This is a genomic window from Kutzneria chonburiensis, assembly GCF_028622115.1.
Classification (GTDB): domain Bacteria; phylum Actinomycetota; class Actinomycetes; order Mycobacteriales; family Pseudonocardiaceae; genus Kutzneria; species Kutzneria chonburiensis.
In genome coordinates, this window is the sequence record NZ_CP097263.1 from 1645817 (window position 1) to 1671470 (window position 25654).

Annotated in this window: 20 protein-coding genes; 12 read left to right on the forward strand and 8 right to left on the reverse strand. The window is 69.0% G+C overall.

The features are described 5' to 3' along the window. Nucleotides 1-37 precede the first annotated feature (37 nt). Genes M3Q35_RS07670 through M3Q35_RS07685 form a run of 4 tightly spaced genes read right to left on the reverse strand, consistent with a single transcriptional unit; the run spans nt 38 to nt 5325 of the window. Nucleotides 38-2134, reverse strand: coding sequence for an alpha-L-fucosidase (locus M3Q35_RS07670; protein ID WP_273940951.1), 2097 nt, complete (start codon nt 2132-2134; stop codon nt 38-40). Further along, a complete protein-coding gene (locus tag M3Q35_RS07675; RefSeq protein ID WP_273940952.1) occupies nt 2131-3096 on the reverse strand; it encodes a carbohydrate ABC transporter permease in 966 nt (321 codons plus the stop codon). The genes M3Q35_RS07670 and M3Q35_RS07675 overlap by 4 nt, the downstream gene beginning before the upstream one ends. 2 nt (nt 3097-3098) lie before the next feature. After that, nucleotides 3099-4376, reverse strand: a complete 1278-nt coding sequence (locus tag M3Q35_RS07680) for an ABC transporter substrate-binding protein (RefSeq protein ID WP_273940953.1) — start codon at nt 4374-4376, stop codon at nt 3099-3101. Nucleotides 4377-4386: 10 nt separating this feature from the next. Further along, on the reverse strand, nt 4387-5325 hold the full coding sequence (locus M3Q35_RS07685; protein WP_273940954.1) for a PfkB family carbohydrate kinase: 939 nt from the start codon (nt 5323-5325) through the stop codon (nt 4387-4389). 106 nt (nt 5326-5431) lie between these two features. Here M3Q35_RS07685 and M3Q35_RS07690 point away from each other — a divergent pair, with 106 nt between their 5' ends. Genes M3Q35_RS07690 through M3Q35_RS07700 form a run of 3 tightly spaced genes read left to right on the forward strand, consistent with a single transcriptional unit; the run spans nt 5432 to nt 10579 of the window. Continuing rightward, a complete protein-coding gene (locus tag M3Q35_RS07690; protein WP_273940955.1) occupies nt 5432-6184 on the forward strand; it encodes a DeoR/GlpR family DNA-binding transcription regulator in 753 nt (250 codons plus the stop codon). Next, nucleotides 6181-7536 carry a 6-phospho-beta-glucosidase gene (locus M3Q35_RS07695; RefSeq protein ID WP_273940956.1) on the forward strand — a complete coding sequence of 452 codons (1356 nt, stop codon included), beginning with the start codon at nt 6181-6183 and terminating at the stop codon, nt 7534-7536. Before M3Q35_RS07690 ends, M3Q35_RS07695 begins: the two co-directional genes overlap by 4 nt. After that, nucleotides 7529-10579, forward strand: a complete 3051-nt coding sequence (locus tag M3Q35_RS07700) for an alpha-mannosidase (protein WP_273940957.1) — start codon at nt 7529-7531, stop codon at nt 10577-10579. Before M3Q35_RS07695 ends, M3Q35_RS07700 begins: the two co-directional genes overlap by 8 nt. A 380-nt stretch (nt 10580-10959) precedes the next feature. On the opposite strand, the gene M3Q35_RS07705 is transcribed toward M3Q35_RS07700, so the two are convergent. Then, nucleotides 10960-12102 carry an HNH endonuclease signature motif containing protein gene (locus M3Q35_RS07705; protein ID WP_273940958.1) on the reverse strand — a complete coding sequence of 381 codons (1143 nt, stop codon included), beginning with the start codon at nt 12100-12102 and terminating at the stop codon, nt 10960-10962. A 430-nt stretch (nt 12103-12532) separates the two neighbouring features. Between M3Q35_RS07705 and M3Q35_RS07710 the strand changes: the two genes are divergently transcribed. The 9 genes from M3Q35_RS07710 to M3Q35_RS07750 all read left to right on the forward strand — a co-directional run bounded on the left by M3Q35_RS07710 (nt 12533) and on the right by M3Q35_RS07750 (nt 22864). Further along, the gene (locus tag M3Q35_RS07710) at nt 12533-14209 is read left to right on the forward strand and encodes an NAD(P)/FAD-dependent oxidoreductase (protein ID WP_273940959.1); all 1677 of its coding nucleotides are present in this window, start codon (nt 12533-12535) and stop codon (nt 14207-14209) included. Further along, nucleotides 14206-15639: an ATP-binding protein gene (locus tag M3Q35_RS07715; RefSeq protein ID WP_273940960.1), complete on the forward strand. Its 1434-nt coding sequence runs from the start codon at nt 14206-14208 to the stop codon at nt 15637-15639. The genes M3Q35_RS07710 and M3Q35_RS07715 overlap by 4 nt, the downstream gene beginning before the upstream one ends. Further along, nucleotides 15636-15980, forward strand: coding sequence for a UBP-type zinc finger domain-containing protein (locus M3Q35_RS07720; RefSeq protein ID WP_273940961.1), 345 nt, complete (start codon nt 15636-15638; stop codon nt 15978-15980). The genes M3Q35_RS07715 and M3Q35_RS07720 overlap by 4 nt, the downstream gene beginning before the upstream one ends. 3 nt (nt 15981-15983) lie before the next feature. Continuing rightward, nucleotides 15984-16787, forward strand: coding sequence for an Fpg/Nei family DNA glycosylase (locus M3Q35_RS07725; protein ID WP_273940962.1), 804 nt, complete (start codon nt 15984-15986; stop codon nt 16785-16787). Nucleotides 16788-16848: 61 nt separating this feature from the next. Further along, nucleotides 16849-17775, forward strand: coding sequence for a TIGR03619 family F420-dependent LLM class oxidoreductase (locus M3Q35_RS07730; RefSeq protein ID WP_273940963.1), 927 nt, complete (start codon nt 16849-16851; stop codon nt 17773-17775). A 15-nt stretch (nt 17776-17790) separates the two neighbouring features. Next, on the forward strand, nt 17791-18837 hold the full coding sequence (locus tag M3Q35_RS07735) for an NAD(P)-dependent alcohol dehydrogenase (protein WP_273940964.1): 1047 nt from the start codon (nt 17791-17793) through the stop codon (nt 18835-18837). Between the two features lie 15 nt (nt 18838-18852). After that, nucleotides 18853-19596, forward strand: a complete 744-nt coding sequence (locus tag M3Q35_RS07740) for an SDR family NAD(P)-dependent oxidoreductase (protein WP_273940965.1) — start codon at nt 18853-18855, stop codon at nt 19594-19596. Between the two features lie 20 nt (nt 19597-19616). Further along, the gene (locus M3Q35_RS07745) at nt 19617-21392 is read left to right on the forward strand and encodes a flavin-containing monooxygenase (protein WP_273940966.1); all 1776 of its coding nucleotides are present in this window, start codon (nt 19617-19619) and stop codon (nt 21390-21392) included. After that, nucleotides 21392-22864 (forward strand): NHL repeat-containing protein, encoded by a 1473-nt coding sequence (locus M3Q35_RS07750; RefSeq protein WP_273940967.1) that lies wholly within the window; start codon nt 21392-21394, stop codon nt 22862-22864. Before M3Q35_RS07745 ends, M3Q35_RS07750 begins: the two co-directional genes overlap by 1 nt. Here the strand turns inward: M3Q35_RS07750 and M3Q35_RS07755 are convergent. The 3 genes from M3Q35_RS07755 to M3Q35_RS07765 all read right to left on the reverse strand — a co-directional run bounded on the left by M3Q35_RS07755 (nt 22859) and on the right by M3Q35_RS07765 (nt 25654). Continuing rightward, nucleotides 22859-23452 (reverse strand): DUF4232 domain-containing protein, encoded by a 594-nt coding sequence (locus M3Q35_RS07755; protein ID WP_273940968.1) that lies wholly within the window; start codon nt 23450-23452, stop codon nt 22859-22861. The genes M3Q35_RS07750 and M3Q35_RS07755 overlap by 6 nt on opposite strands. 104 nt (nt 23453-23556) lie before the next feature. Beyond that, nucleotides 23557-24639, reverse strand: coding sequence for a glycoside hydrolase family 26 protein (locus M3Q35_RS07760; protein ID WP_273940969.1), 1083 nt, complete (start codon nt 24637-24639; stop codon nt 23557-23559). A 19-nt stretch (nt 24640-24658) separates the two neighbouring features. Next, complete coding sequence (locus M3Q35_RS07765; RefSeq protein WP_273940970.1) at nt 24659-25654, reverse strand: glycoside hydrolase family 26 protein; 996 nt, start codon at nt 25652-25654, stop codon at nt 24659-24661.

The window sequence follows — 25654 nt, forward strand, 5'->3', positions numbered from 1 at the left end:
CCGGTGCGGAATCACTCGCCCGGCCCCGGCCGGTGATCTAGGCCGATAGGCGGAAGCGGATCACCACCGGCAGCGTGCCGACGTCGTCCAGGCTGATCGCCGTTCCCGCGGACACGGCGTGCGCGGTAAGAGGCTTACCGTCGAGGCGAACGGGGGCGATGAGGCCGGCGGAGTGGGGAAGCAACACCTCGCCCGCCGCGTCGGCGAGGAGGGCATAGGCGTGGTCGTCGGTACGGGTCCAGCGCAGCCAAGGGGTTTCACCGGGCACCGCGCCTTCCAGTGGCCGGGTGTCATGGATGGCAACGGAGTTCACGGCCATCCACGACGCCATGCCCTCCAGCACGGCCCGTTGTCGAGGCGGCAGAGTGCCGTCCGACCGAGGGCCGACGTTCAGCAGCAGATTGCCGCCCCTGGAAACGACATCCGCCAGCAGGCGCACGGCGGCGGCCGGGCTGAGGCAGTGCGCCGGCCCCTCGGCCTGGTTGAAACCGAAGGAGTAGCCGACGCCACGGCAGTTCTCCCACGGGCCAGCGCCCTCGTTGCCCCGGTTGGCCTGGTATTCGCTGGTCAGGAAGTCGTACGAGACCGAAGGGCGAACGGAGTGGGTGCCGTCCCACCGGTCGTTGACCACGCCGTCGGGCACGGCGGACCGGTAGTCGGCGAACAACTCGGGCAGGTCATCCAACCCGAGATCCGGCCAGCCGATGTCGTTCCACAGCACATCGGGCTGGTAGCGGGCGATGAGATCCTGCACCTGGGCCAGGGCATACGCGGCGTAAGCGGCCTCGTTGGCCCGGCCGTGGTCGTCGATCTGCGACTCGTGCCGGATGACGGCCCGCCGCCCGGCATACCAGTCGATGCCGCCGGAGTAGTAGACGCCGAACCGCAGCCCAGCCGCCCGAGTGGCCCCGGCCAGGTCGGCGACGAGATCACGGCGAGGTCCGCGGTGCACGGTGTTGCGGGTGCCGGTGCCGGGCGCGTCCCAGAGCGTGATGCCGTCATGGTGCTTGGTCGTCGGAATGACGTACCGAGCGCCGGCCCGGGCGAACAACGCCGCCAAATCGTTCGGATCGAACAAATCGGCGTGCCACAGATCGAGGAAGTCGTCGTACGGGCGGCCGCCGTGGGTCGACTGGTGGTGCTGATAGGCCGGGCTGCCCTCGATCTGGCTGGTGTTCCAGTACCACTCGGCGTACGGGCAGTGGCTGAACCAGTAGGTCGAGTCGAACGTCCCGAGCTCCCCGATGGGCTCGGCCCATGCCGGCACCGCGTACGCGCCCCAGTGCATGAAGATGCCGAACTTGGCATCACGGAACCAGGTCACCCGCGGATCGCCCTCGGTCGCGCCGGCGATGAAACCGCGGGCGAACAGCGCGAACACCGCGACCATCGGCACCGAGGCCATCAGCACGCCGGCCATCACCATGCTGTAGTCGGTGTTGTGGCCGACGTTCAACTGGGCCAGCGCGACCTGGAGCGTCAGCCGGTTCGGATCGGTCAGCACGATCAACGGCCAGATGTAGTCGTTCCAGGAATTGACGAACGCGTAGATGGACAGGAACGACAGCGCCGGCCGCATCAGCGGGACCGCGACGTTCCAGTACTGCCGGAAGAAGCCGCAGCCGTCGATACGGGCCGCGTCCAGGAGTTCATCGGGCACGCCGCCGCTGATGTACTGGCGCATCCAGAAGATGCCGAACGCGTTGGCCAATGCCGGCGGCACCAACGCCTGGAGAGTGCCCACCCAGCCGATCTGGGACATGATGATGAACTGCGGCAACGTGCCCAGCTGCAACGGCAGCATCATGAACACCAGCAGCAGTCCGAACAGGACTCTGCGGCCGGGGAAGTCGAACTTGGCGAAGGCGAAGGCGGCCAGCGAGTCGATGAACACCACCAGGAACGTGGTGACCGTGGCGACGATCAGCGTGTTCAGCATCGACCCGAAGAAGTCGATGGTGGACAGCACGTTGCCGACGTTGTCCAGCAGGTGCGAGCCGGGGGTGAACTTGGGCGGGCTGTGGTAGATGTCCGTGGTGGTGTTGGTGGCCATGATGACCGTCCACACGAACGGAAACACGGAGACCAGCACGGCCGCGATGAGGATCGCGTGCGTGCCCCAGCGACGGGTCATTCCTTCCTCCCGCGTTGCACCAGCCACCAGTTGAGCACGACCAGCACCAGGATGAGCAGGAAGAACGCCCACACGATCGCGGCGCCGTAGCCGTAGTCGTTGTTCATGAACGCTTCCTGGTAGAAGTACAGCAGCGTGGTCAGTCCGGCCTGGCCGGGCCCGCCGAGGCTGGCGTTGGCCGCGTTGGTGCCGAACAGGACCTGCGGCTCGCTGAAGCTCTGCAACCCGTTGATGGTGGAGATGACCACGGTGAACAGGATGATCGGCCGCAGCATGGGCAGCGTGACGGAGAAGAACGCGCGCACCGGCCCGGCCCCGTCGATCTTCGCCGCCTCGTGCACCTCCGGCGGGATGGCCTGCAACCCGGCCAGGTAGATGATCATGTTGTAGCCGGTCCACATCCACGTCATCAGCAGCGCGATGACCACCTTGATCAGCCACGGATTGCTCAGCCAGGCCACCGGCGCGATCCCGACCGTGCCGAGAATGGCGTTGACCAGCCCGAAGTTGTTGCTGAACACGGCGCCGAAGAAGATGGTCACGGCCACGATCGACGTGACGTTGGGCAGGAACAGCGCGATCCGGTAGAAGCCCTTGAACCGCTTGACCGAGTGCACCAGCGCGGCCAGCACCAGCGCGCCGAACAGCGTCGGCACGGTCGACAGCACCCAGATGACCAGCGTGTTGCGCACCGACAGCCAGAACACCGGGTCCTTGAGCAGGAAGCCGAACTGCTGGAACCCGACGAAGTTCATCTCGCTCAGGCCGTCCCAGTGCTGGAAGGCCAGGAACAGCGAGAAGAACACCGGGAACAGCGAGAACACCGCGAAGACCAGGTAGAACGGCGAGATGGCCAGGTACTGCCGCCAGTACGTGAGCACACCTCGCTTGGCCGGCCGTGGCGCCGACGGGGGCGGCGTGCGCCGGGGGCGGAACCGCGCGGGCGCCGTCCGAGTGGCCAAGCTCAGCTCACCCCCTGCCGCTGGGCGATCTGCTTGGCCTGGCTCAGCGCGTCGGTCCAGGCCGCGTCGGGCGACTTGCCGCTGGACTCGACGTTGGTCAGCTCGGTCCGGTACGGGGCCATCACGGCCGCGTCGGCCGGGGCCTCGTAGCTGATCGGGATGGCCTGGGCCGCCGGCCCGAACACGTCGATCGTGCTCTGCCCGCCGAAGTACGGGTCGCCCGCGGTCATCGCCGGCAGCTTGTACGCGGCCGGCGCGGCCGGGAACAGCGCCGCGTCGGTGAAGCCGCGGACGTCGTTCTCCGGGCCCAGCATCCAGCTGATGATCTTGAACGCCTGCTCGGGGTTCCGACATTGCCTTGGCAGCGCGAGGAAAGAGCCGCCGTCGTTGGCCGGCCCGCCGGGCATCGGGGCCACCCGCCACTTGCCCTTGAGATCCGGCGCGGCCTGCTCGATGTCCAGCGCGTGCCAGGCCGCCCCGAGCTCGATGCCCAGCGTGCCGGTGGCGATGGCGGCGTTCCAGCTGGCGTCGTCGACCTTGCCGTCCAGGCCGGACGTGAAGCCCTTCACCGCGGTGTTCCACGCCGTGCGGATGTGGTCCTGATCGCCGATGAAGTGGTTGTTCTCGTCGATGAAACGCTTGGTGCCCTGGTTGATCACGATGCTGAACAGCTCGGGCAGGTTGCGCACCGGGAAGGACTTGGGCACGGCCTGGTGCAGCTGGGCCCCGACGGCGAAGAAGTCGTCCCAGGTCTTGACCTTCTCGGCCACCTGCTTCGGATCGGTCGGCAGCCCGGCCTGCTCGAACAGGTCGACCCGGTAGTACATGCCGGTCGGCCCGATGTCGATCGGGAAGCCGAGCTGCTTGCCGTCCGGCGTCTGCGCCCGCTTGACCTTCCACGCCAGGTACTGCGACGAGATGTCCTTGAACCCCAAGGTGTTCAGGTCGAGGAACTTGCTCGCGCTGGGAATGAACGAGGCCATGTCCTCGCCCTTGATGCCGGTGATGTCCGGCACCGAGGAGCCGCCGGCGGCCAGCGTGGTGACCAGCTTCTGCTTGAAGTCGCCGCCGACCGAGTTGGCCGTGAGCGTGATGTCCTTGGCGAACTGGGTCTTGGCGTCGGCCACGACCTTGTCGCTCAGGCCGCCGCCCCAGTACCACAGGGTCAGGTCCTTGCCGTTGGCGGCGGCGGAGCCGGAGCTGCCGCAGGCGGCGGAGAACCCGGCGGCCATGGCGGTCAGCGCGGATGCCTGGATGAATCGTCTGCGGGAGAGTTCCATGGGTTCGCTCCTAGGAGTGCGGGAGGAAGGCGTAGTTCTCGAAACGCCGCCAGGGCTCCAGGTCGGACCAGCGGGGCGCGGAGGCGGCGCCGCCGATCCGTCGCACGGACAGCGCGGCGACCAGGGTGGCGAAGCGGAGCCGGTCGGCCAGCGGCAGGCCGGCCAGGGTGGCGTGGACCAGGGCCCCGCCGAAGACGTCGCCCGCACCGGTGGTGTCCACGGCGTCGACCTCGACACCGGGCACGGCGGCGGACTCGCCGGTGGTGCCGTCGATGGCCATCGCGCCGTCGGCACCGCACGTGACCACGGCGAGCGGCACCAGGTCGGCCAATTTGCCCAGTGCCGCAACGGGATCGCCGGTCGCGGTATAGGCCATGGCCTCACGGTCGTTGGTCAGGAACGCGTGACAGTCCGGCAACTGGGCCAGGATCGCCGCGCGGTGTTTTTCGGCTTCCTCCCAGCCGGCGGCGGCGAACACCAGCGTCTCCTGGGCGGCGGCCTTGCCGATCCAGGCCTGTGGCCGGGCCGCGAGATGCGTGACAGCTGCCCGGGCCGGCGGCGGCGTGTCGATCAGGTCGTCGGGGGACAGCGGTGGCGTGGTGCCGTGCGTGATCAGGGCGCGGTCGCCGTCGTACGCGAGGGATACGGTCAGCGGCATCGGCCAGTCCGGGATCCGCCGGGACAGGGTGAGGTCGACGCCCTCACCTTCGAGCTCCCGCCGGCAGAGGTCGCCGGTCACGTCGTCACCGATCGCGGCAGCCAGCGACGTGCTCGACCCCAGCCGGGCCAGCGCCACCGCGAAGTTGGCGATGCCGCCCGGGCTGGTGCCGCGTTCCCCGGCCCAGACCTCGGTGCCGGCGGCCGGCGCGGCGGGCAGCCCGGCGAAGCCGATGTCGTAGAAGAGCAGGCCCGACAGGAACACGTCGGGGACCGCCGCTGGTGTCGCCACGCCGCAACCTTCTGTCCGCTCGAAGTTGAGCTAGAGACTGCACCGCGTGCACGAGATTGGCAATAGCTGCGTGACTTTGAGCGAGTTTGCAGAGTAGGGTCCGACTGTGCTTCCCGCCCGACGACACGAGCTGATCCTGCGCGCACTGCGCTCGGAGGGCCCCTGCACGGTCACCGTGCTGGCCGACCTACTGGGCGCGAGCCAGGCGACGATCCGCCGCGACCTGCTGCAACTGGAGGACGAGGGCCTGCTCCGGCGGGTCTTCGGCGGCGCGGTCCCGGTCAACGGCCACGACGACCCCTTCGCTGACGTCGCCGACGTGCGTGTGGAGGCCAAGGACGCCGTCGCCGCCCGCTGCGCCTCGATGGTGCGCGACGGGCAGACCGTGCTGCTGGACATCGGCACCACCGCGCACCGCATCGCCCGCCACCTTCGCGGGCGCGCGTTGACCGTGATCACCAGCAACCTCGCCGTCTACGAGGAACTGGTGGAGGACAAGGAGATCCAGCTCATCCTGCTGGGCGGCGTGGTCCGGCGCGACTACCGCTCGCTGGTCGGCTTCCTCACCGAGGACAACCTGCGCCAGGTGCACGCCGACGTCCTGTTCCTCGGCACCAGCGGCATCCGGCCCGACGGCCACGTGCTCGACACCACCGCCGTCGAGGTGCCGGTGAAACGGGCGATGATCGCCGCGGCGGAGAAGACTGTGCTGGCCGCCGACGCCGGGAAGTTCCCCGGCACCGGCATGGCCCGCGTGTGCGGGCCGGAGGATCTCGACGTCGTGGTGACGAACGCGGCCGCCGACGCGGCGACCTGCGCGGCACTGCGCGAGGCTGGGGTGGAGGTCGTGACGGTATGAGGCTGACGATCCTGGGCGGGGGTGGCTTTCGGGTCCCGCTGGTCTACCGGGCGCTGCTGGCCGATCGGGGCAAGGGGCGGGTCACCCACGTGACCCTGCACGACCTCGATCAGCGCCGCCTGGACGCCATCGTGAAGGTGCTGCGCGAGCAGGCGTCCGGGTATGAGGACGCGCCGCTGGTGGACGTGACGACCGACCTGGACGCGGCGGTGACCGGGGCGGACTTCGTGTTCTCGGCCATCCGGGTCGGGGGGCTGGCCGGGCGGGCGACCGACGAGCGGGTGGCGTTGGAGCTGGGGGTTCTCGGCCAGGAGACGGTCGGGGCCGGCGGGATCGCGTACGGGCTGCGGACGATTCCGGTCGCGGTGGACATCGCGCGGCGGATCGCCCGGCTGGCGCCGGAGGCGTGGGTCATCAACTTCACGAATCCGGCGGGCATGGTCACCGAGGCGATGGCGGCTCATCTGGGCGACCGGGTGATCGGGATCTGCGACTCGCCGGTCGGCCTGGGGCGGCGGGCGGCGCGGGCGCTGGGGGTGGATCCGGAGCGGGCGTGGTTCGACTACGCGGGGCTGAACCACCTGGGCTGGCTGCGGGCGATCCGCGTGGACGGCGTGGACGTGCTGCCGCGGCTGCTGGCCGACGAGGCGGCGCTGACGTCGTTCGAGGAGGGCAAGCTCTTCGGCGCGGACTGGCTGCGGACTCTGGGCTCGCTGCCGAATGAGTACCTGCATTACTACTACTTCAACCGTGAGGCGGTGGCGGGGGCTAGGGCTGCTTCGCAGACGCGCGGGGCGTTTCTGCTGGAGCAGCAGGCGCGGTTCTACTCGCGGATGGAGGCTGCGGGGACGCTGCCGTTCGAGACGTGGGACGCGACGCGGCTGGAGCGCGAAGTTACCTATATGGCGGAGAACCGTGAGGCGGTGGACGCCGGTGAGCGGAATTCGTGCGACCTGGATTCCGGCGGGTACGAGAACGTCGCGCTGGCGTTGATGCGGGCAATCGCGTTGGACGAGCGGACGACGTTGATTTTGAACGTACGCGGGCGGGGTGTGTTGCGGCCGTTGGACGATCAGGCCGTGATCGAGACAAACTGTCACGTGGATGCGAACGGGGCGCGGCCGGTTTCCGGGCTGCCGTTGGCTGATCACTCCGTCGGGTTGGTGACGGCGGTGAAGTCCGTGGAGCGGGACGTGATCTCGGCGGCGACCTCCGGGTCCCGGGCGGCGGCGTTGCGGGCGTTCGCGTTGCATCCGCTGGTGGATTCGGTAGCCGTTGCGCGGCGGTTGCTGGACGGATATCTCACCCATGCCGCTGGTCTCGACTATCTTCAGGTGGACACCCGTGTTTGACGATCGCAAGCAGGTCGAGGCGCGTCTCGATCGCGTTCTCCAGCAACGTATCCGGCCGGCGGTGTACGGGCCGGTGGTGCCGTTGACGGTAACCGCTTGGCATGTGCCGGACGAGCCGGTGCCGGTGGCGGAGGCGTTGGGGGCGTCGTATTCGGCTTTTGCCGTGGGGGAGCGGTGGGGGCGGCCGTGGTCGACGACGTGGTTCCGCGTGGTCGGGGAAGTGCCGGCGGAGTGGGCTGGGCGGCGGGTTGAGGCCGTTTTTGATTTGGGGTTCATTGGTGACTGGCCTGGTGGGCAGGCTGAGGCGCTGGTGTATTCCGCGTCGGGTGAGCCGGTGAAGGGGATCGAGCCGCGGAACCAGTACGTGCCGGTGGCGGACGTTGGCCGGGTTGAGCTGTTCCTGGAGGCGGCCGGGAATCCGGACATCCTGGCGAACGGGTTCATCCCGACGTTGTTGGGGGACAAGCTGACCGCACCGGCGGATCCGCTGTACGTCTTCGGTCGGGCTGATCTGGCGGTGTTGAACGAGGATGTCTGGCATCTGGTGCTGGACATCGAGGTCGCGTCGGAGCTGATGCGTGAGCTGAGTGAGCACGACACCCGTCGGCACGAGCTTTTGCGTGCGCTGGAACGGATGTTGGATGTGTTGGACATCGCGGACGTGGTGGGGACGGCTGCGGTGGCTCGGGCTTCGTTGGTTGATGTCCTGTCGCGGCCGGCGCATGCGAGTGCGCACACGTTGTCTTCGGTGGGGCATGCGCATATCGACAGCGCGTGGTTGTGGCCGTTGCGGGAGACCGTGCGCAAGACGGGGCGGACGTTTTCCAACGTGACGGCGTTGGCCAAGGACTACCCGGAGTTCGTGTTCGCCTGTTCGCAGGCGCAGCAGTATGCGTGGGCGAAAGAACACCATCCGGCGGTGTACGCGCGTATGCAGGAAGCGGCGAAGGCCGGCAACTGGGTACCCGTGGGTGGTATGTGGGTCGAGGCCGACGGCAACCTGCCCGGCGGCGAGGCGTTGGCCCGACAACTGGTGCACGGCAAGCGGTTCTTCCTCGACGAGTTCGATGTCGAATGCGAAGGCGTGTGGTTGCCGGACTCGTTCGGGTACACGGCGGCGTACCCGCAGCTGGCGAAGCTGGCCGGGATGAAGTGGTTCCTGACGCAGAAGATCTCGTGGAACCAGACCAACAAGATGCCGCACCACACGTTCCGGTGGGAAGGCATCGACGGCAGCCGGATCTTCACGCATTTCCCGCCGGTGGACACGTACAACGCGGTGTTCTCCGGTGAAGAGCTGGCCCATGCGGCGCGGAACTACGCCGACAAGGGTGGCGGGACGCGGTCCTTGGTGCCGTTCGGGCATGGGGACGGCGGTGGCGGGCCTACGCGGGAGATGATGGAGAAGGCTCGGCGGCTTCGCGATTTGGAAGGGTCGCCGCGGGTGGTGGTGCAGGACCCGAACGTGTTCTTCCGTGAGGCGGAGGCGGAGTATTCCGACGCGCCGGTGTGGTCGGGGGAGTTGTACCTGGAGCTGCACCGGGCCACGTATACGAGTCAAGCGCGGACGAAGTCGGGGAACCGGCGGAGCGAGCATCTGCTGCGAGAGGCTGAACTGTGGGCGGCGACGGCTGCTGTGCGGGTGGGGTTTGCGTATCCGTACGAGGAGCTGGACCGGTTGTGGAAGACAGTGCTGCTGCACCAGTTCCATGACATCTTGCCGGGGAGCTCGATCGCGTGGGTGCATCGTGAGGCTGAGGCTACGTATGCACGGGTGGCTGCGGAGCTGAACGGGATTGTGGAGGCGGCGGGGGCGGCGCTGGCTGGGGTTGGGGAGGTGCCGTGGGTGCTGAACGCGGGGCCTCGGCGGCGGGTGGAAGTTGTTGCTGTGCCGGGGGAAATGGGGGTTGAGGGGCAGCCGTTGGTTGATGGGACGGTGGCTGTGCTGGTGAAGGTGGAGGGGTCTGGGGCCGGGCCGTTGGTTTCCTGTGCTGCGGGTGCTGATGTTGTTGTGGGGGAACGGGTTCTGGAGAACGGGCTGGTTCGGGTGGTGATCGATGAGGACGGGTTGTTCTCGTCGGTCTATGACCTGGTCGAGGAGCGGGAGGTGCTGGCGCCGGGGGAGCGCGGGAACCTGCTGCGGCTGCACACGGATTTCCCGAACCAGTGGGATGCCTGGGACATCGACAAGCACTATCGGCATCAGTTCGTCGACTTGACCGATGTCGAGTCGATCGAGGTGGTGGAGCGAGGGCCGCTGGTGGGGGCGGTTCGGGTGACGCGGCGGTTCGGGGAGTCGTCGGTGGTGCAGACGGTTCGGGTGCGGGCGGGGTCGGCGCGGATCGACGTGGAGACGGAGATCGACTGGCACGAGCGGGAGAAGATCCTGAAGGTCGGGTTCCCGCTGGACGTGCATGCGGACCGGTCGGCGGCGGAGATCCAGTTCGGGCATGTTTTCCGGCCTACGCATACGAACACGAGCTGGGAAGCGGCGCGGTTCGAGATGTTCTGCCACCGGTGGGTGCACGTGGGGGAACCGGGGTATGGGGTGGCGGTGCTGAACGACTCCACGTACGGGCATGACGTGGGGCGGGAGGCGCGTGCGGATGGCGGGACTACGACGACTTTGCGGCTGAGTTTGGTGCGGGCTCCGAGGTGTCCGGATCCGGAAGCGGATCAAGGGGTGCACCGGATGACGTACTCGCTGCTGCCGGGGGCTTCCATCGCGGATGCGGTGGAGGGTGGGTATGCGGTCAACTTGCCGTTGCGGGTGGTTGCTGGGAGTGGTGGGGCTGGTGGGGCTGGTGGGGCGTTGGTTGAGGTGGAGGGGCGGAAGGTGGTGGTCGAGTCGGTGAAGTTGGCTGACGATCGGTCGGGGGATGTGGTGGTTCGGTTGTACGAGTCGGTTGGGGGAGGGCTGCGGGGACGGTGCTGCGGGCTGGGTTCGGGGTGGGGCGGGCTCAGGTGGTGGATCTGTTGGAGCGGCCGGTTGGGCAGGAATTGGGGGTTGAAGCGGACGGGTGTTCGGTGCGGGTGGGGTTGAGGCCGTTTCAGGTGTTGACGGTTCGGTTGACGCCTGGAGGGTGAGGTGGGGGTTTTGGGTTGGGGTGGGGTGGGTTTGTGGGTTGGGTTTGGTGGCCCGCCCGCCCGCCCGTTGTGGGGGTTGGGTTTGGTGCGCGTGCTGCGTAGTTTTCCGGGGGTTCTTCGGTTTATGGGTCGATTTGGTGTGGAGCCTCTGCGCGATGGCCCAAGGGCTAAAAGCGGGCAGGACGAGCCTGCCCTTGGCCTGTCAATTGTACGCCATCGCGCCCCTCCACACAAAATCGACCCAATTCGGGAGTTGGCGATCGGTGTGTGAAGGGGATGGCGGTGGCTGGGTTTTGGCTCCCACTGTGCACCCTTTTGGTGGTGCCCGTTCCCCGGTTAGTGCCGCAGGGGGTGGGTGGTGTGGTGGCGGCCGGCCGGGGTGATCCAGTGGGTGGTGCCGTCTGAATCCTGGGTCACTGTGTAGTTGTCGTGTTTGCGGTGGTGGTGCCAGGTGCAGAGCCCTTGCAGGTTGGTCGCTTGGGTGCGGCCTGTGGGCCAGGGGGTGATGTGGTCGTGTTCCTGGATGGGCAGGGTGCAGCCCGGGGCAGTGCAGGTCCCGCCGGCTCGAGCAACGGACGTCTCTTTCATCAGTGCCGTGGGTCGGTAGGTGTCGGTGCTGATGGCGCTGATCTGCTGGTACTCGTCGAGCAGGAGTCCCCGGAAGGGGCCGTGCATGGCGAGTTCGCGGGCTGCCTCGGCGGCGATGGGGCCGTAGCCGGCGAGCTGGCCGGGGTCGTTGGTCAGGCCGAGCAGGGTCTCCATGGAGATCGTCACGAAGGTCCGCACGTTCCAGTTGGTGTGCTCGCCCCGCAAGCGGTCCCAGAGCACATCCGAGCGTTTCTGGTCGGTGGTGCGGTCGTCCTTCGGGAGTGACTTGGCGTCGGCGCAGATCTGTTGGAAGAGCTGGTGGGCCTCGGTAGCGGGGAGGATCCACACGAGCTTGGCCATGCCGTCGGGCAAGGCGGAGAGCCCGACCTGCCGGTCGTCCTTAGCCTTGTGGCAGCGCTGCTCATAGCCATCCGGATCGGCCTTCGCGACCAGCGCGGTGGCCTTGCGACACACCTGCGTCCGGGTCATACCAGCGGCCTCCTCGGCCAGGGCTCCGTCGACTTCGGCGACCTGGGCCGGGTTGGACAGGTGGCGGGTCCGCTCGTGGACCGCCGCGAACCGGGCCAGGTCGATCTCTCCCCGGCGGAACCGCTCCGCCAGCGCAGGGTGAGTCTCCAGGGCGGCGGCGACCTCCTGGGACCGGGCCAGCGCCGGCTCCGACACCTTCGTCGCCATCGCCAACTCAGTCAGGTCGTCGATGTGGTTGAGGGCCTCATGTTCGGCCCATTCACACACCGCCCGCACCTTCCGGGCCACCCCCACAAAATTGACCAACTGTTCTTGGGTCAGGCTCGCCGGATCCACACCCACCACCAGATCGAACATGGCCCCAGTGGGTTCCCTGTTCTCGATGTCGCGGGTGAGTTCCATACTTCTGAGAATACTCGAACACAAGATCGAACGCGAATCCCTAACGGGTGAATCCCGCCGGGCAGAAAGGCTTTTCTTTCCCCCGCCACACCACAACACGGCAACTCCGACTAGTCGCGTGGATTTTGTGTGGAGGGGCGCGATGGCGTACAATTGACAGGCCAAGGGCAGGCTCGTCCTGCCCGCTTTTAGCCCTTGGGCCATCGCGCAGAGGCTCCACACCAAATCCACGCGACCACACCGAATTAATCCCCCCACCCAAACCAACCCACCCCCACCCCAAACGCAACACCCACCCCGAAACCCAACCCCAGCAACCAACGAACCACCCCAACCAAACCAACCAACCAGCCAAACGAACCCCGTGCACCACCCCACCCCCAGAACGTATGGTTGTCACCGTGCCCAGCGAACACCCGGTGACACCCGCGTGACCACCCCGTCCCGCCCCGCCAGAAGCGCGATTCTCACCGTCGACGACGACCCGGGGGTCTCCCGCGCGGTCGCCCGCGACCTACGCCGCCGTTACGGCGACCAGCACCGCATCCTCCGCGCCGAGTCCGGCTCCCAGGGCCTGGACACGCTCCGCGAACTGAAGCTCCGCGGCGACCTGGTCGCCGTGATGCTCGCGGACTACCGCATGCCGGACATGAACGGCATCGAATTCCTCGAACAGGCGATGGACCTCTACCCGTCCGCCCGACGCGTCCTGCTCACCGCCTACGCCGACACCGGCGCGGCGATCGACGCCATCAACCTGGTCGACCTCGACCACTATCTTCTCAAGCCCTGGGACCCGCCCGAGGAGAAGCTCTACCCCGTCGTCGATTCCCTTCTCGACGCCTGGGCCAGCACCGACCACAAGCGCGTCCCCGAGACGAAGGTCGTCGGCCACCAGTGGTCGGCCCGTTCCTCCGAGGTCCGCGAGTTCCTGGCCCGCAACCAGGTCCCGTACCGCTGGTACCAGGTCGACGAGCCCGAGGGCGAGCGCCTCCTGGCCGCCGCCAACGCCGACGGCCAGAACCTCCCGGTCGTCATCACGACCACCGGCGACGCCCTCATCGCCCCGACGGACGCCCAGCTGGCCAACGAGGTCGGCCTCAGCACCAAGCCCTCCGAACGCTTCTACGACCTCGCCATCGTCGGTGGCGGCCCCGCCGGCCTCGGCGCGGCGGTCTACGGCGCCTCCGAAGGTCTTCGCACCGTCCTCATCGAACGCACCGCCACCGGCGGCCAGGCCGGTCAGAGTTCACGGATCGAGAACTATCTCGGCTTCCCCGACGGCGTCTCCGGTGCCCAACTCGCCGATCGCGCCCGCCGCCAGGCCACCCGCTTCGGCGCGGAGCTGATCACCACCCGCGACGTCGTCGGCGTGGAGATCAACGGCTCCGCCCGTACGGTCCGTTTCGCCGACGGCGACGCCATCGACGCCCACGCGGTCATCCTGGCCACCGGCGTCTCCTACCGCCAGCTCACCGCCCCCGGCCTCGACGATTTCACCGGCCGCGGCGTCTACTACGGCTCCGCGCTCACCGAGGCCACGAACTGCTCCAAGCAGGACATCTACATCGTCGGCGGGGCCAACTCGGCCGGCCAGGCCGCCGTCTACCTGTCCCGCTCGGCCCGCTCGGTCACCATCGTCGTCCGCGCCGAGTCGCTGGTCGATTCCATGTCGCACTACCTGATCCAGCAGATCGCCGCCATCCCCAGCATCTCCGTGCTCACCTGCACCGAGGTGACCGAGGCCAACGGCGACGACCACCTGGAGCAGATCACGTTGCGGCACAACAAAACCGGCGAATCCCGCACGGTCGAGGCGTCCTGGCTGTTCGCGTTCATCGGCGCCGCGCCGCGCACCGACTGGCTCGACGGCGTCGTCGCCCGCGACGAGCGCGGCTTCGTCGTCGCCGGCCCGGACCTGGGGACCGTCGAGACCGCACTGCGTGACTGGCCGCTGGACCGCCAGCCGTATCACCTGGAGACCAGTGTGCCCGGCGTCTTCGTCGCCGGCGACGTGCGCTCCGACTCCGGCAAGCGGGTCGCCTCCGCGGTCGGGGAGGGCGCCATGGCCGTCATGCTGGTGCACCGTTATCTGGAGCGGACATGAGCAAACTGCCGTGTGACATCGCCGAGCTCCGCACGCTGTTCCTGTTCGAGAAGCTCGACGAGGAGCAGCTGGAATGGCTGTGCGAGCACGGGCACATCGAGCACTTCGAGCCCGGCCCCGTCTATCACGAGGGTGACCCGGCGACCTGCTTCTACGTCATGATCGAGGGCGGCCTGGCCATGTCACGGCGGGTCGGCGCCGAGGACGTGGAGATCAGCCGCACCACCCAGCCCGGTGTGTACGCCGGGGCCTGGCGGGCGTTCCTGGGCGACCGGGTGCCGCAGAAGTACGACGGCTCGATGCGCGTCACCGAGCCGTCCCGGTTCTACGTGCTCGACGCCGTGCTGTTCGAGCAGCTGATGCGGGACTGGTTCCCGATGGCGCTGCACATGCTGGAGGGCCTGTTCTTCGGCATGCAGAACACCCAGCAGGCCATCGGCCAGCGGGAACGCCTGCTGGCCCTGGGATCCCTGTCCGCCGGCCTCACCCACGAGCTGAACAACCCCGCCGCCGCGGCGATCCGCGCGACCTCGACGCTACGGGAGCGGGTCGCCGGCATGCGGCACAAGCTGGGCATGATCGCCGCCGGCCCGTACGACCGGATCGCGCTGGAGAAGCTGGTGCAGCTCCAGGAGCAGGCGGTCGAGCTGGTGGCCAAGGCCAAGCCGCTGGAGCCGCTGGAGGCGTCCGACCGCGAGGACGAGCTGTCCGACTGGTTCGACGAGCACGAGATCCGTGCCGGCTGGGAGATCGCGCCCACGTTCGTGCAGGCCGGATTGGACGTGGCCTGGCTGGAGACGGTCGCCGCCGCGGTCGACCCGTCCATCCTCGAGGGCGCGGTCCGGTGGCTGAACTACACCGTCGAGACCGAGCTGCTGATGACCGAGATCGAGGATGCCACCACCCGGGTGTCCACGCTGGTCGCCGCGGCCAAGCAGTACTCGCAGCTGGACCGGGCCCCGTTCCGCCCGGTCGACGTGCACGAGCTGCTGGACAGCACGCTGCTCATGCTGGGCCGCAAGATCGGCGACCGGATCACCGTCGTCAAGGAGTACGACCACAGCCTGCCCGAGGTGCCGGTGTTCGCGGCCGAGCTCAACCAGGTGTGGACGAACCTGATCGACAACGCCATCGCGGCCATGGACGGCGTCGGCACGCTGACCGTGCGCACCGCCCGCGAGGACGACCGGCTGCTGGTGGAGATCGGCGACACCGGCCCCGGCGTGCCGGCGGAGATCAAGGACCGTATCTTCGAACCGTTCTTCACGACCAAGCCCGTCGGCTCCGGCACCGGGCTCGGCCTGGACATCTCGTGGCGGATCGTGGTCAACAAGCACCGCGGCGACCTGTCCGTGCGGTCCGTGCCGGGCGACACCCGGTTCCAGGTCCGCATCCCGATCGCACCGGCCGCTCAGGAGGACTCCGCATGACCGTTCCCGGCATCGACCCGTCCGTGCCCCCGAGCGGGACCGGCTGCGTCGAATGCGACGCCGCCGGCGGCTGGTGGGTGCACCTGCGCCGGTGCACGCAGTGCGGGCACATCGGCTGCTGCGACACGTCGCCGGCGCAGCACGCCAGCCGGCACTTCGACCAGACCGGGCATCCGTTCATCCGCAGCTTCGAGCCGGGTGAGGACTGGTTCTGGAACTTCAAGACCGAGGAGTTCTACGACGGGCCGGCCCTGGCCGGGCCGGAGTCGCACCCCGCGGACGCGTCGATCCCGGGCCCGGCCGACCGCGTGCCGGCCGACTGGCGCAGCCACGTGCACTGAGCCATGCCTGAGCTGCCCGAGGTCGAATCGGCCCGCTCGGTCCTCGAACGGGCCGCGCTCGGCCGGCTGATCGTCGAGGTCGACGACACCGACAGCTACGTCTGCCGCCCGCACCAGCCCGGCGAGATCCGGTCGGCGCTGCTCGGCCGCAAGCTGGTCGCCGCGCACCGGCGCGGGAAGTCGCTGTGGTGCGACACCTCCGAGGACGGCGCGGTGCTCGGCATCCACCTCGGCATGTCGGGCAAGATCGTGATCGCCGACCTGGACGGCGGCGAGATCGACGGCGGCGACTACTGGGAGGGCCGCCGCGTGCCCGGCGACTACCGGTGGTCGCGCTTCGCCGTCACGTTCGACGACGGCGGCCGGATGATGCTGGTCGATCCACGGCGGCTCGGCCGGATCACGCTGGATCCGCCGGTCGAACGCCTCGGACCGGACGCCGCGACGATCAGCAACGTCGCGTTCAAGAAAGCGCTGGCCAGCGGAAGCGCGCCGGTCAAGGCCCGGCTGCTCGACCAGCAGGCGGTCGCCGGCATCGGCAACCTGCTGGCCGACGAGATCCTGTGGCGGGCTCGCATCCACCCGTCCCGGCACGTCGACGACCTGACGCCACGCGAGGTCGGCCGGATCTTCCGCGCCACGCAGAGCTCCGTCGCGGACGCCCTCAAGGACGGCGGTGTCCACACGCTCAGCATCATCCCGTTCCGCCATGCCGGCGGACTGTGCCCGCGTGACGGCGCGCCGATGGCGCGTGGCGCGGTCGGCGGGCGCACGAGCTGGTGGTGCTCGAAGGAACAAGTGCTCTGAAACGGTTGCCCGAGCGGGCATCGACGAGCGGGACCATGATCGGCGCGGCTAGGGTGGCGACATGAGATTCGGGCTTTATCTGCCGCAGGGCAAAATGGCCGAGCCGCGACGCGCCGTGATCAGGACCGCGCAGGAGGCCGAGCGTGTCGGCTACGACAGCCTGTGGGTGATGGAGCGGACACTGTTCCCGCTGGAGCCGGCCGACGGCATGTACGGCGTGCCCGGCCTGCCGTGGGCCGAGGGCTACCAGTACATCGCCGAGCCGCTCACCGTGCTGACGCTGGCCGCCGCCGTCACCGAGCGGGTCCGGCTCGGCACCGGCATCCTGGTCGCCGGCCTGCATGCGGCGCACGAGCTGGCCCGTGCCTTCGCCACGCTCGACCAGCTCACCGGCGGCCGGGCCGTGCTCGGTCTCGGCGCGGGCTGGTCCAGCGACGAGTTCCGGGCGGCCGGCGCGGACATCAGCCGCCGGGGCCGGTTGCTCGACGAGACGATCGACGCCTGTCGGGCGCTGTGGGGCCCGAACCCGGTGTCCTATCGGGACAGTCGCATGGTCGTGGACAACGTGCTGGTCTCGCCGAAGCCGGTGGGCGAGATCCCGGTGCTGGTCGGCGGCGGCCACAGCGACGCGGCGCTGTCCCGGATCGCCCGCAAGGCCGACGGCTGGATCCCGTCCGGCATGGGCCCGGCCGCGGTCGCCGCGACGTGGAAGCGGATCAAGGACCTGGCCGCCGACCACGGTCGTGACCCGGCCGAGCTGGGGCTGCATGTCCAGGTGCAGCCGGTGGTCACCGACACCGCGCTCGGCGAGGACCGGATGCCCGGCCGGGGGTCGATGGCCCAGGTCGTCGAGGACCTGGCGGCGTTGGCCGAGGCCGGCGCGAGCGAGATCGTGATCGCGTTGATCGACGCCCGCAGCGCCGACGACGGGATCGAGAAGGCCACGGCGGTGCTGGCCGCCGCGGATGAGGCCGGTTTGCACGGCTGACACAACGGGGGAGTCATGAAGGCGCTGCGGTTGGAACGCTGGCACTCCGATCCGGTGCTGACCGAGGTCCCGGACCCGAAGCCGGGTCCGGGTCAGGTGGTCGTGCGAATCGGCGCGGCCGGCGCCTGTCACTCCGATCTGCACCTGATGCGGGAGTTCGGGCCCGGGCAGCTGCCGTGGGGGCCGCCGTTCACGCTCGGGCACGAGAACGCCGGCTGGGTGCACGAGCTCGGGCCGGGCGTGTCCGGCGTCGAGGTCGGGCAGCCGGTTGCCGTGTACGGGGCGTGGGGCTGTGGGACGTGCGGGCGCTGCCGGCTGGGCATCGAGGCCTACTGCGAGAACCGGCTCGGCGCGCCGGCGCCTGGCGGCGGGTGTGGGCTCGGCATGGACGGTGGCATGGCGGAATTCGTGCTCGTGCCTGACGTCCGGCATCTCGTGCCGCTGCCTGACGGGCTCGATCCCGTGCTGGCGGCTCCGCTGACCGATGCCGCGTTGACGCCGTACCACGCGATCCGGCGCTCCTGGGCCAAGCTCTATCCCGGCACGACGGCCGTGGTGATCGGGATCGGCGGTCTCGGACATCTGGCCGTGCAGATCCTCCGGGCGACGACGGCGGCGCAGGTGATCGCGGTCGACACCCGCAACGAGGCCTTGGAGTTGGCTTCGCGGGCCGGCGCTGACCACACCTTGCTGGCCGGGCCCGACACCGCCGACACCGTTCGGGAGCTCACCGATGGCCGTGGGGCCGACGCCGTCTTCGACTGTGTGGCCAGCAAGCGGACAGTGGCCCTCGGCGCGGCTTCCGGTCGCATGATGGGGGATCTGACGCTCATCGGGCTCGGCGGTGGCGCGGTGCCGGTGCAGTTCGGTGTTGTGCCGCATGAGCTTTCCGTGCAGACGACGTACTGGGGCAGCCGTCCCGAGCTCGAGGAGGTCCTCGATCTGGCGGCCCGCGGCCGTCTGCACGCCGAGGTCACCACGTTCGCCCTTGACGACGCCCCGGAGGCGTACCGCCGGCTGGAAGCCGGTGAGATCACCGGACGTGCGGTCATCGTGCCCTGAAAACGAGGAGTACTCATGCGGAGCGTCATCGTCACGGGTGCGGGATCGGGCATCGGCCGGGCCGCGGCACTGCAGTTCGCCGCGGCCGGGGACTGGGTCGTGGTCGCGGACGTCAACGGCGATGCCGCCATGGCGGTGGTGGCCGAGATCGACGAGGCCGGCGGGAAAGCCGTTGCGGCGACCGGTGATCTGGCCGATCGGGCGGCGGCCGAGCAGGTGGTTGCCACGGCCGTGAGCACCTTCGGCGGCGTGGATGTTCTCGTGAACAACGCCGGCGTGATGGACTCGATGTCGGCCGTGGCCGACACGTCCGACGAGATGTGGGAACGCGTGCTCGGCGTCAACCTGACGGCGCCGTTCCTACTCACGCGGGCGGCCCTGCCGCACATGCTGGCCAAGGAGAGAGGCGCGATCGTCTTCACGGCCTCGGAGGCCGGTCTGCGGGGCAGTGCGTCGGGGGCGGCCTATACGGCATCCAAGCACGGCCTGATCGGGCTCATGCGGAACGTGGCGATCATGTACCGGGACAAGGGAATCCGGGCCAACGCCATCGCGCCCGGCGGCACCCGCACCAACATCAGCGTGCAGGCCGATCCCACGACGCTCGGGCCGCAGGTGGTCGGCCGGTACCTGGGCAACGCGGGTCGGATAGCGGATGCCGACGAGCAGGCCGCGGCCATCGTCTTCCTCGCCTCCGATGCCGCCTCGAACATCAACGGCGTCGTGCTGCCCGTGGACAACGGCTGGTCCGCGGTCTAAACCACAGAAGGGTAGGGCACGTGTCCCACGACCTGGGGTTCGATCCGGACGCGCTGCGGGCGAAGTACCGGACCGAGCGGGACCGGCGGATCCGTCCCGACGGGCTGGCGCAGTACCGGCCGGCCGAGTTCGGCTACTACGCCGACGATCCGTACGTGGAGCCCGGATTCACGCGGGAACCCTTACAGGACACCGTGGATGCGGTGGTGCTGGGCGGTGGACTCGGCGGGCTGCTGGCCGCCACGCGGCTGCGGCAGGCCGGCCTCGAGTCGATCCGGGTGATCGAGAAGGCCGGCGACTTCGGCGGCACCTGGTACTGGAACCGGTATCCGGGCGTGCACTGCGACATCGAGTCCTACGTGTACATGCCGCTGCTGGAGGAGGTCGGCTACGTCCCTCGCTGGAAGTACGCGCCGGGCGAGGAGATCCGCCAGCACGCCATGGCCATCGGCCGGCACTTCGACCTGTACGACGACGCCCTGTTCCAGACCGCGGTGACCGAACTGCGCTGGGACGAGGACGCCGTGCAGTGGCAGGTGACGACCGATCGCGGCGACCGGATCCGTGCCCGGTACGTGGTGTTGACCAACGCGACGCTGGACCGGCCGAAACTTCCCGCTGTTCCCAACGACTTCCGTGGCCACACGTTTCACACCAGCCGCTGGGACTACGACTACACCGGCGGCAGCGCCGACGGCGGCCTGCACAAGCTGGCCGACAAGCGGGTGGCGATCATCGGCACCGGGGCGACGGCCATCCAGGCCGTGCCGCACCTGGCCCGGGATGCCCACAGCCTGCACGTCTTCCAGCGCACGCCATCCACCGTGGACATTCGCGGCAACGGGCCGACCGACCCGGACTGGGCGGCATCGCTGACGCAGGGCTGGCAGCGGCGGCGCATGGAGAACTTCCTGGACATCGTCAGCGGCGGCCTGCCGGCCGAGGACCTGGTGTCCGACGGCTGGACGAGCAGCGCCCAGCTGCTGCGCAACCTGACCCGTGGCGGCGATTCCGGCGCTTTGTCGGTCGAGGAGCGCGAGCGCGTCGACGAGATCGTCGACTTCCAGAAGATGAACGAGATCCGGGCCCGAGTGGCCGACATCGTGCGGGATCCGGCGACGGCCGAGCTGCTCAAACCGTGGTACCGCTACGCCTGCAAGCGACCCACGTTCAGCGATGAGTATCTCCAGGCGTTCAACCGGGACAACGTCACTCTGGTCGACACTTCCGCTCACGGCGGCGTGACCGCCTTGAGCGAGAACGGGATAGTCGTCGGCGACCGCGAGTACACAGTGGACTGTGTCATCTTCGCCACCGGCTTCCAGCTCGGGGCGTCGGATGTGCTGACCGGGCGGCTGCCGGTGCACGGCCGGGGCGGCATCGTCCTGCTGGAGAGCTGGGCCGCCGGGCCGCGGACGCTGCACGGCTTCTACAGCAACGGTTTCCCGAACCTGTTCAGCATGGGGCCGATGCAGAACGCCGCCTCGGTGAACTTCATGCACATCCTCGACGAGCAGTCCCAGCACATCGCCGAGGTGGTGTCCGAGGCCCGCAAGCGTGGCGCGCGCTGGGTGGAGCCGAGCGTGCCGGCGGTGGACGCGTGGGTGACGACCGTGCGCGAATCCTCCTTGCGGCTCTACGAGTTCCAGGCCGAGTGCACGCCCGGCTACTACAACAACGAAGGCCAGCCGCGTGAACGCGGCGAGAGCTTCGGTCATGGAGCCGTGGCCTTCCATGCGCTGCTGCGGAATTGGCGGGCCAACGGCGGCATGGACGACGTGCTGGTGGCCAACTGATGGGAAGCGCATTCCACGGCTCCAACGGCGTCGCGTTCGGGCCCGACGGCCGGCTGCACGTGGCCGAATTCCTGGGCGGCCGGATCAGCGCCGTCGACCTGGCCAGCGGTGACGTCGAGGCGGTTGTCCCGGCCGGCGGCCCTGTGCAGTCGCCTGATGATCTCGCCTTCGGCGCGGACGGCTCGATGTACATCACCGACCTGGTGCCCGGGCGGGTGTGGCGGCGCTCTCTGGAAGGCGACTACACAACGGTTTCCGACGCGCTGGTCCTTCCCAACGGCATCGCCTGCGTCGGGGATCGCTTGTTCGTCAACGAGATGCGGATGGGCGGGCGGCTGCTGGAGCTGTTCCCCGGCGGCGGCGAGCCGGTGGTGTTGGCCGACGGCCTGCCCATGGGCAACGCGATGCAGCTCGGGCCGGACGGCTGCCTGTACTACCCGCACATGATGACCAACGAGGTCTACCGGATCCCACCCGACGGCGGTGTGCCCGAGCTGGTCGCCGAGAACGTGGACGCCCCGGTGGCGGTGCGCTTCGACCGGGGCGGCGTCCTGATGGTGCTGTCCCGTGGGCCGGCCGGCATCATCACGTGCATCGACCTGTTCGGCAGCGGGCAGCGGCATATTCTCACCACAGGTGTGGTGGGCCTGGACAATGCCGCGTTCGACGGCGAGAACCGCATGTACGTCTCGAGTTTCGCCAGCGGCGGCATCGCCGAGGTACACGAGGACGGCCGGGTGCGGCAGATCGTGCCGCAGGGTCTCGTCGGTCCTTACGGCGTGACCGTGGATCTTGGCGGCACCGTGCACGCGGCCGACCACTACCGGCTCGCGCGGCCGTCGGACGACGAAGTCGTCACGGAGGCGGTCGCGATCTTCAGCCACGGCATCGCCGCCGAGGACGGGCTGCTGCACGTGACCTCGCAGCACGGCGAGGTGCGCACCCACTCAGCCGAGACGGTGACGGTACGGGCAACCGGCCTGCGTCAACCCGTCGGCATTGCCGTGCGGGACGACGGCGTGCTGGTCGTCGCCGAGACCGGGGCAGGGCGGGTCGTGGCGATCGATGACACCGTCACGGTGCTGGCCGAAGGTTTCGACGAGCCCGTGGACGTGGCCTTCGACGCCGAACAGCGTTGCTACGTCAGCGATGAACGCCGTGGCGTCGTCTACCGCTTGGACGAGCAGCCGGTCCCGGTAGCGGAAAACCTCGACGCACCACAGGGATTGGCCGTTCGGGACGGTTCGCTGTTGGTCGTCGAGGCCGGCCGGCGGCGGCTGCTGGCCGTCGACCTCGGCACCGGCGAACTCCGGGTCGAGGCCGAAGATCTGCCCGTCGACCCGCCGGATGTCCGAGCCCTGTTCGTGGCGGGGATGCCCGGCTGTCCACGCCCGTTCGCCGGCCTCGCCGCCGGCCCCGACGGCACGTTGCACCTGTCGGCCAACGCCACCGGCACCGTGCTGCGCCTATAGATGAGCCTCAAAGGCCGTCGCCTTCACGACGTCCCCGCATTCGATGACGTCGCTGCCGTCCTCGAGCGTCATCGTGATTCCGCCGGTGGGCACGCCCAGCAGCACCACCCGTCCCTCGGTCGGTTCCTGGCCCGGCTGGCACTGGGTGAACGTCAGCGTCACCACCGCACCGTCGCCCGGCGCGAGAACCACCAGGTCCGATGGCCCGTCCTGGACCACCTTCAGCTGCTTGCGCGGCCAGTCGCCGGTGGCCGGCGGCAGGCCAGTGATCGCCACGGTCGGATAGCCCTTGATGGTGCACGCCGAGGTGCCGGTGTTCTTCACCGCCGTCGTGACGCTGAACGTGCTGGCAGCGGTGGTCTTCGCACCCGTCCCGGCCGTCATGACCTGCGGGTTGCAGGGCGCCCCCGGCGGCGTCTTGATCGGCTGCACCGGCTTGGTCGGCAGCGTGCTCCCCGGCACCGGACTGGCCGACTGGCTGGCCGATGACGTGCGCGTGTGCACCGGCGCCGCGGCCGGCGGGGTGGCGGAGCAGGCCGCCAGCGCGAGGCCGGCGACCGGCAGCAGTGCCAGGCGTGTGATGCGCAAGATGTCCCCCTGTCGTCGCGATGGTCGTCCCATCGACGGACAGCAGGGGGACACCGTTGCGTTCCGGACTCAAGTCCGCCCCTTGGGGCAGCCGGACCGCGGGTTCAGCAGGTGTCCGTCTGGCTGCGCGGTCCACTGCTGCACGGCGACCCGCCCACGCCGGTGATCGCCCCGCCGCCGCGCGGGATGATCGAGACCGCGCCGCGGTTGAGCGAGTCGTGATAGCCGGCCTTGACCGAATTGGTGGAGTTGTAACCCGGATTGGTCAGATAGTCGAGCCACACGTTCCAGTAGACCCACCGGGGCTGGGCCGACAGCTGCGCCGGCTGGGGCACGCTGCCGACCTCGGCCAGCGCCATCGGCTTGCTCCCGGCCACGTGCTGCATGGCCTGGTACCAGTCGCCGGACGGGAACTTGTTCACCCAGACGTCCAGCCCGACGACGTCGACATAGCGGTCGCCGGGGTAGTAGCTCGACGCCGCTGCCGCCCCGCCGGCGACGTCCTTGAGCGCCCAGACCCAGACGATGTTGTCCAGGCCCTTGGCCGTCAGGTAGTCGTGGGTGATCTGGAACAGCCGGGCGCTGCCGTTGGGGCCGGGTCGGCCGCCCCACCAGGCCCAGCCTTCGTTCATCTCGTGCAGGGGCCGGAACAGCACCGGCATGCCGGCGCCGCGCAGCTGCTGGAAGTACGGCACGAACTGGTCGAGCTTGCGCTTGTAGGCGGCGTTCAGGCCGCTGCCGTCGGTGATCAGCTGCTGCCATTCGGCGTTGGACAGGTGGCTGCCCTTGACCGGGTTGGACCCGCCCTCGAAGCCGCACGTGGCGACGTCCGGCCGGCAGGCGTGCATCATGAGCCCGGGCAGGGCGCCGGCCGCCCACTCGGCCTTGGCCTCGTTGATCACGGTCGGTCGGTTGTCGATGTCGTTCTGGCTGAAGCCGAAGTCCCCGTTCCAGATGCCCGGGTAGCGGCCGGTGATGTCGTGGACCTTGCGCACCCACTGGCTGGGGTCGCTGTTGGCGCCGCCCTGCTGGCCGGACAGCACGTGGTTGCCGGTCAGGCCCTTCAGGTACGCGATCTCGTCGGCCGCGGTGACACCAGGCGGTCCGGGTGGTGCGGCGGCGGCCGGGCCGCCGATGACGACCGTCAGCAGGGCGGCCGCCAGTGCTGCTCTCACGGGCAGGGGCATGAGAGTTGTCCTTTCCTGGTCAGGAACTCGGGACGGTGAACTGGCCCTGGCTGAGCACGCGCGGGGAGTTGAAGGTCGCCCGCAGGCCGGCCGGGCTGTTGGCCGAGGTCAGGTAGTCGGACCAGATCATGAACCAGGTCCAGCGCGGCTGGGCGGCCAGCTGCGACGGCGACGGCACGGTGCCGACCTCGGCCAGCGACACGGGTTTGCCGTGGGCGACGGCCAGGATCGCCTGGTACCAGGCGCTGGTCGGCCAGCCGTGCACCCACGGGTCGAGGCTGGCCACGTCCACGTAGTTGTCGCCGGGATAGAAGGCTGCCACGCCGGCGGATCCGTTGTTGGCGTCGGTGTCCTTGACGTTCCAGACCCAGACGATGTTGGTAAGGCCCTTGGACAGCAGGTAGTCGTGGGTGATCTGGAACAGCCGGGCGCTGCCGTTGGGGCCAGGGCGGCCGCCCCACCAGGCCCAGCCTTCGTTCATCTCGTGCAGGGGCCGGAACAGCACCGGGATGCCGGCGTTCTTGAGCTGCTGGAGATAGGGCACGGCCGTGTCCAGTTTGGCCTTGTAGTCCTTGTTCAGCGTGGTGCCGTCGGTGATCAGCTGCTGCCACTCGGCGTCGGACAGCCTGCTCCCGTTGACGCCGCCGTCGAACTCGCAGCTGGCCACGTCCGGCCGGCACATGTGCCAGGTCAGGTTGACCAGGGAGCCGTGGCTCCACTCGATCTTGGCCTGGTTGACCACACTCTGCCGGTTGCCGATGTCGTCGGCGCGGAAACCGAGCTCGCCGCCCCACAGGCCGGCCCACCTGCCGGTGATCGAGTGGGCCTGGCCGGTGTACTGTCCCGGATTGCTCAGCGGTTCCTTGTTGTGCACGCCGCTGATCACATGGTTGCCGCTGAACTGTCGCAACAGGGTTCGCACGGAGTCCGGTGTGGACGGACCGGTGGCGTTGGCCGGCGCGGCCGACAGCAGCAGCGCCGCGGCCGTCAGTCCTAACAGGATCTTTCGGTTCAT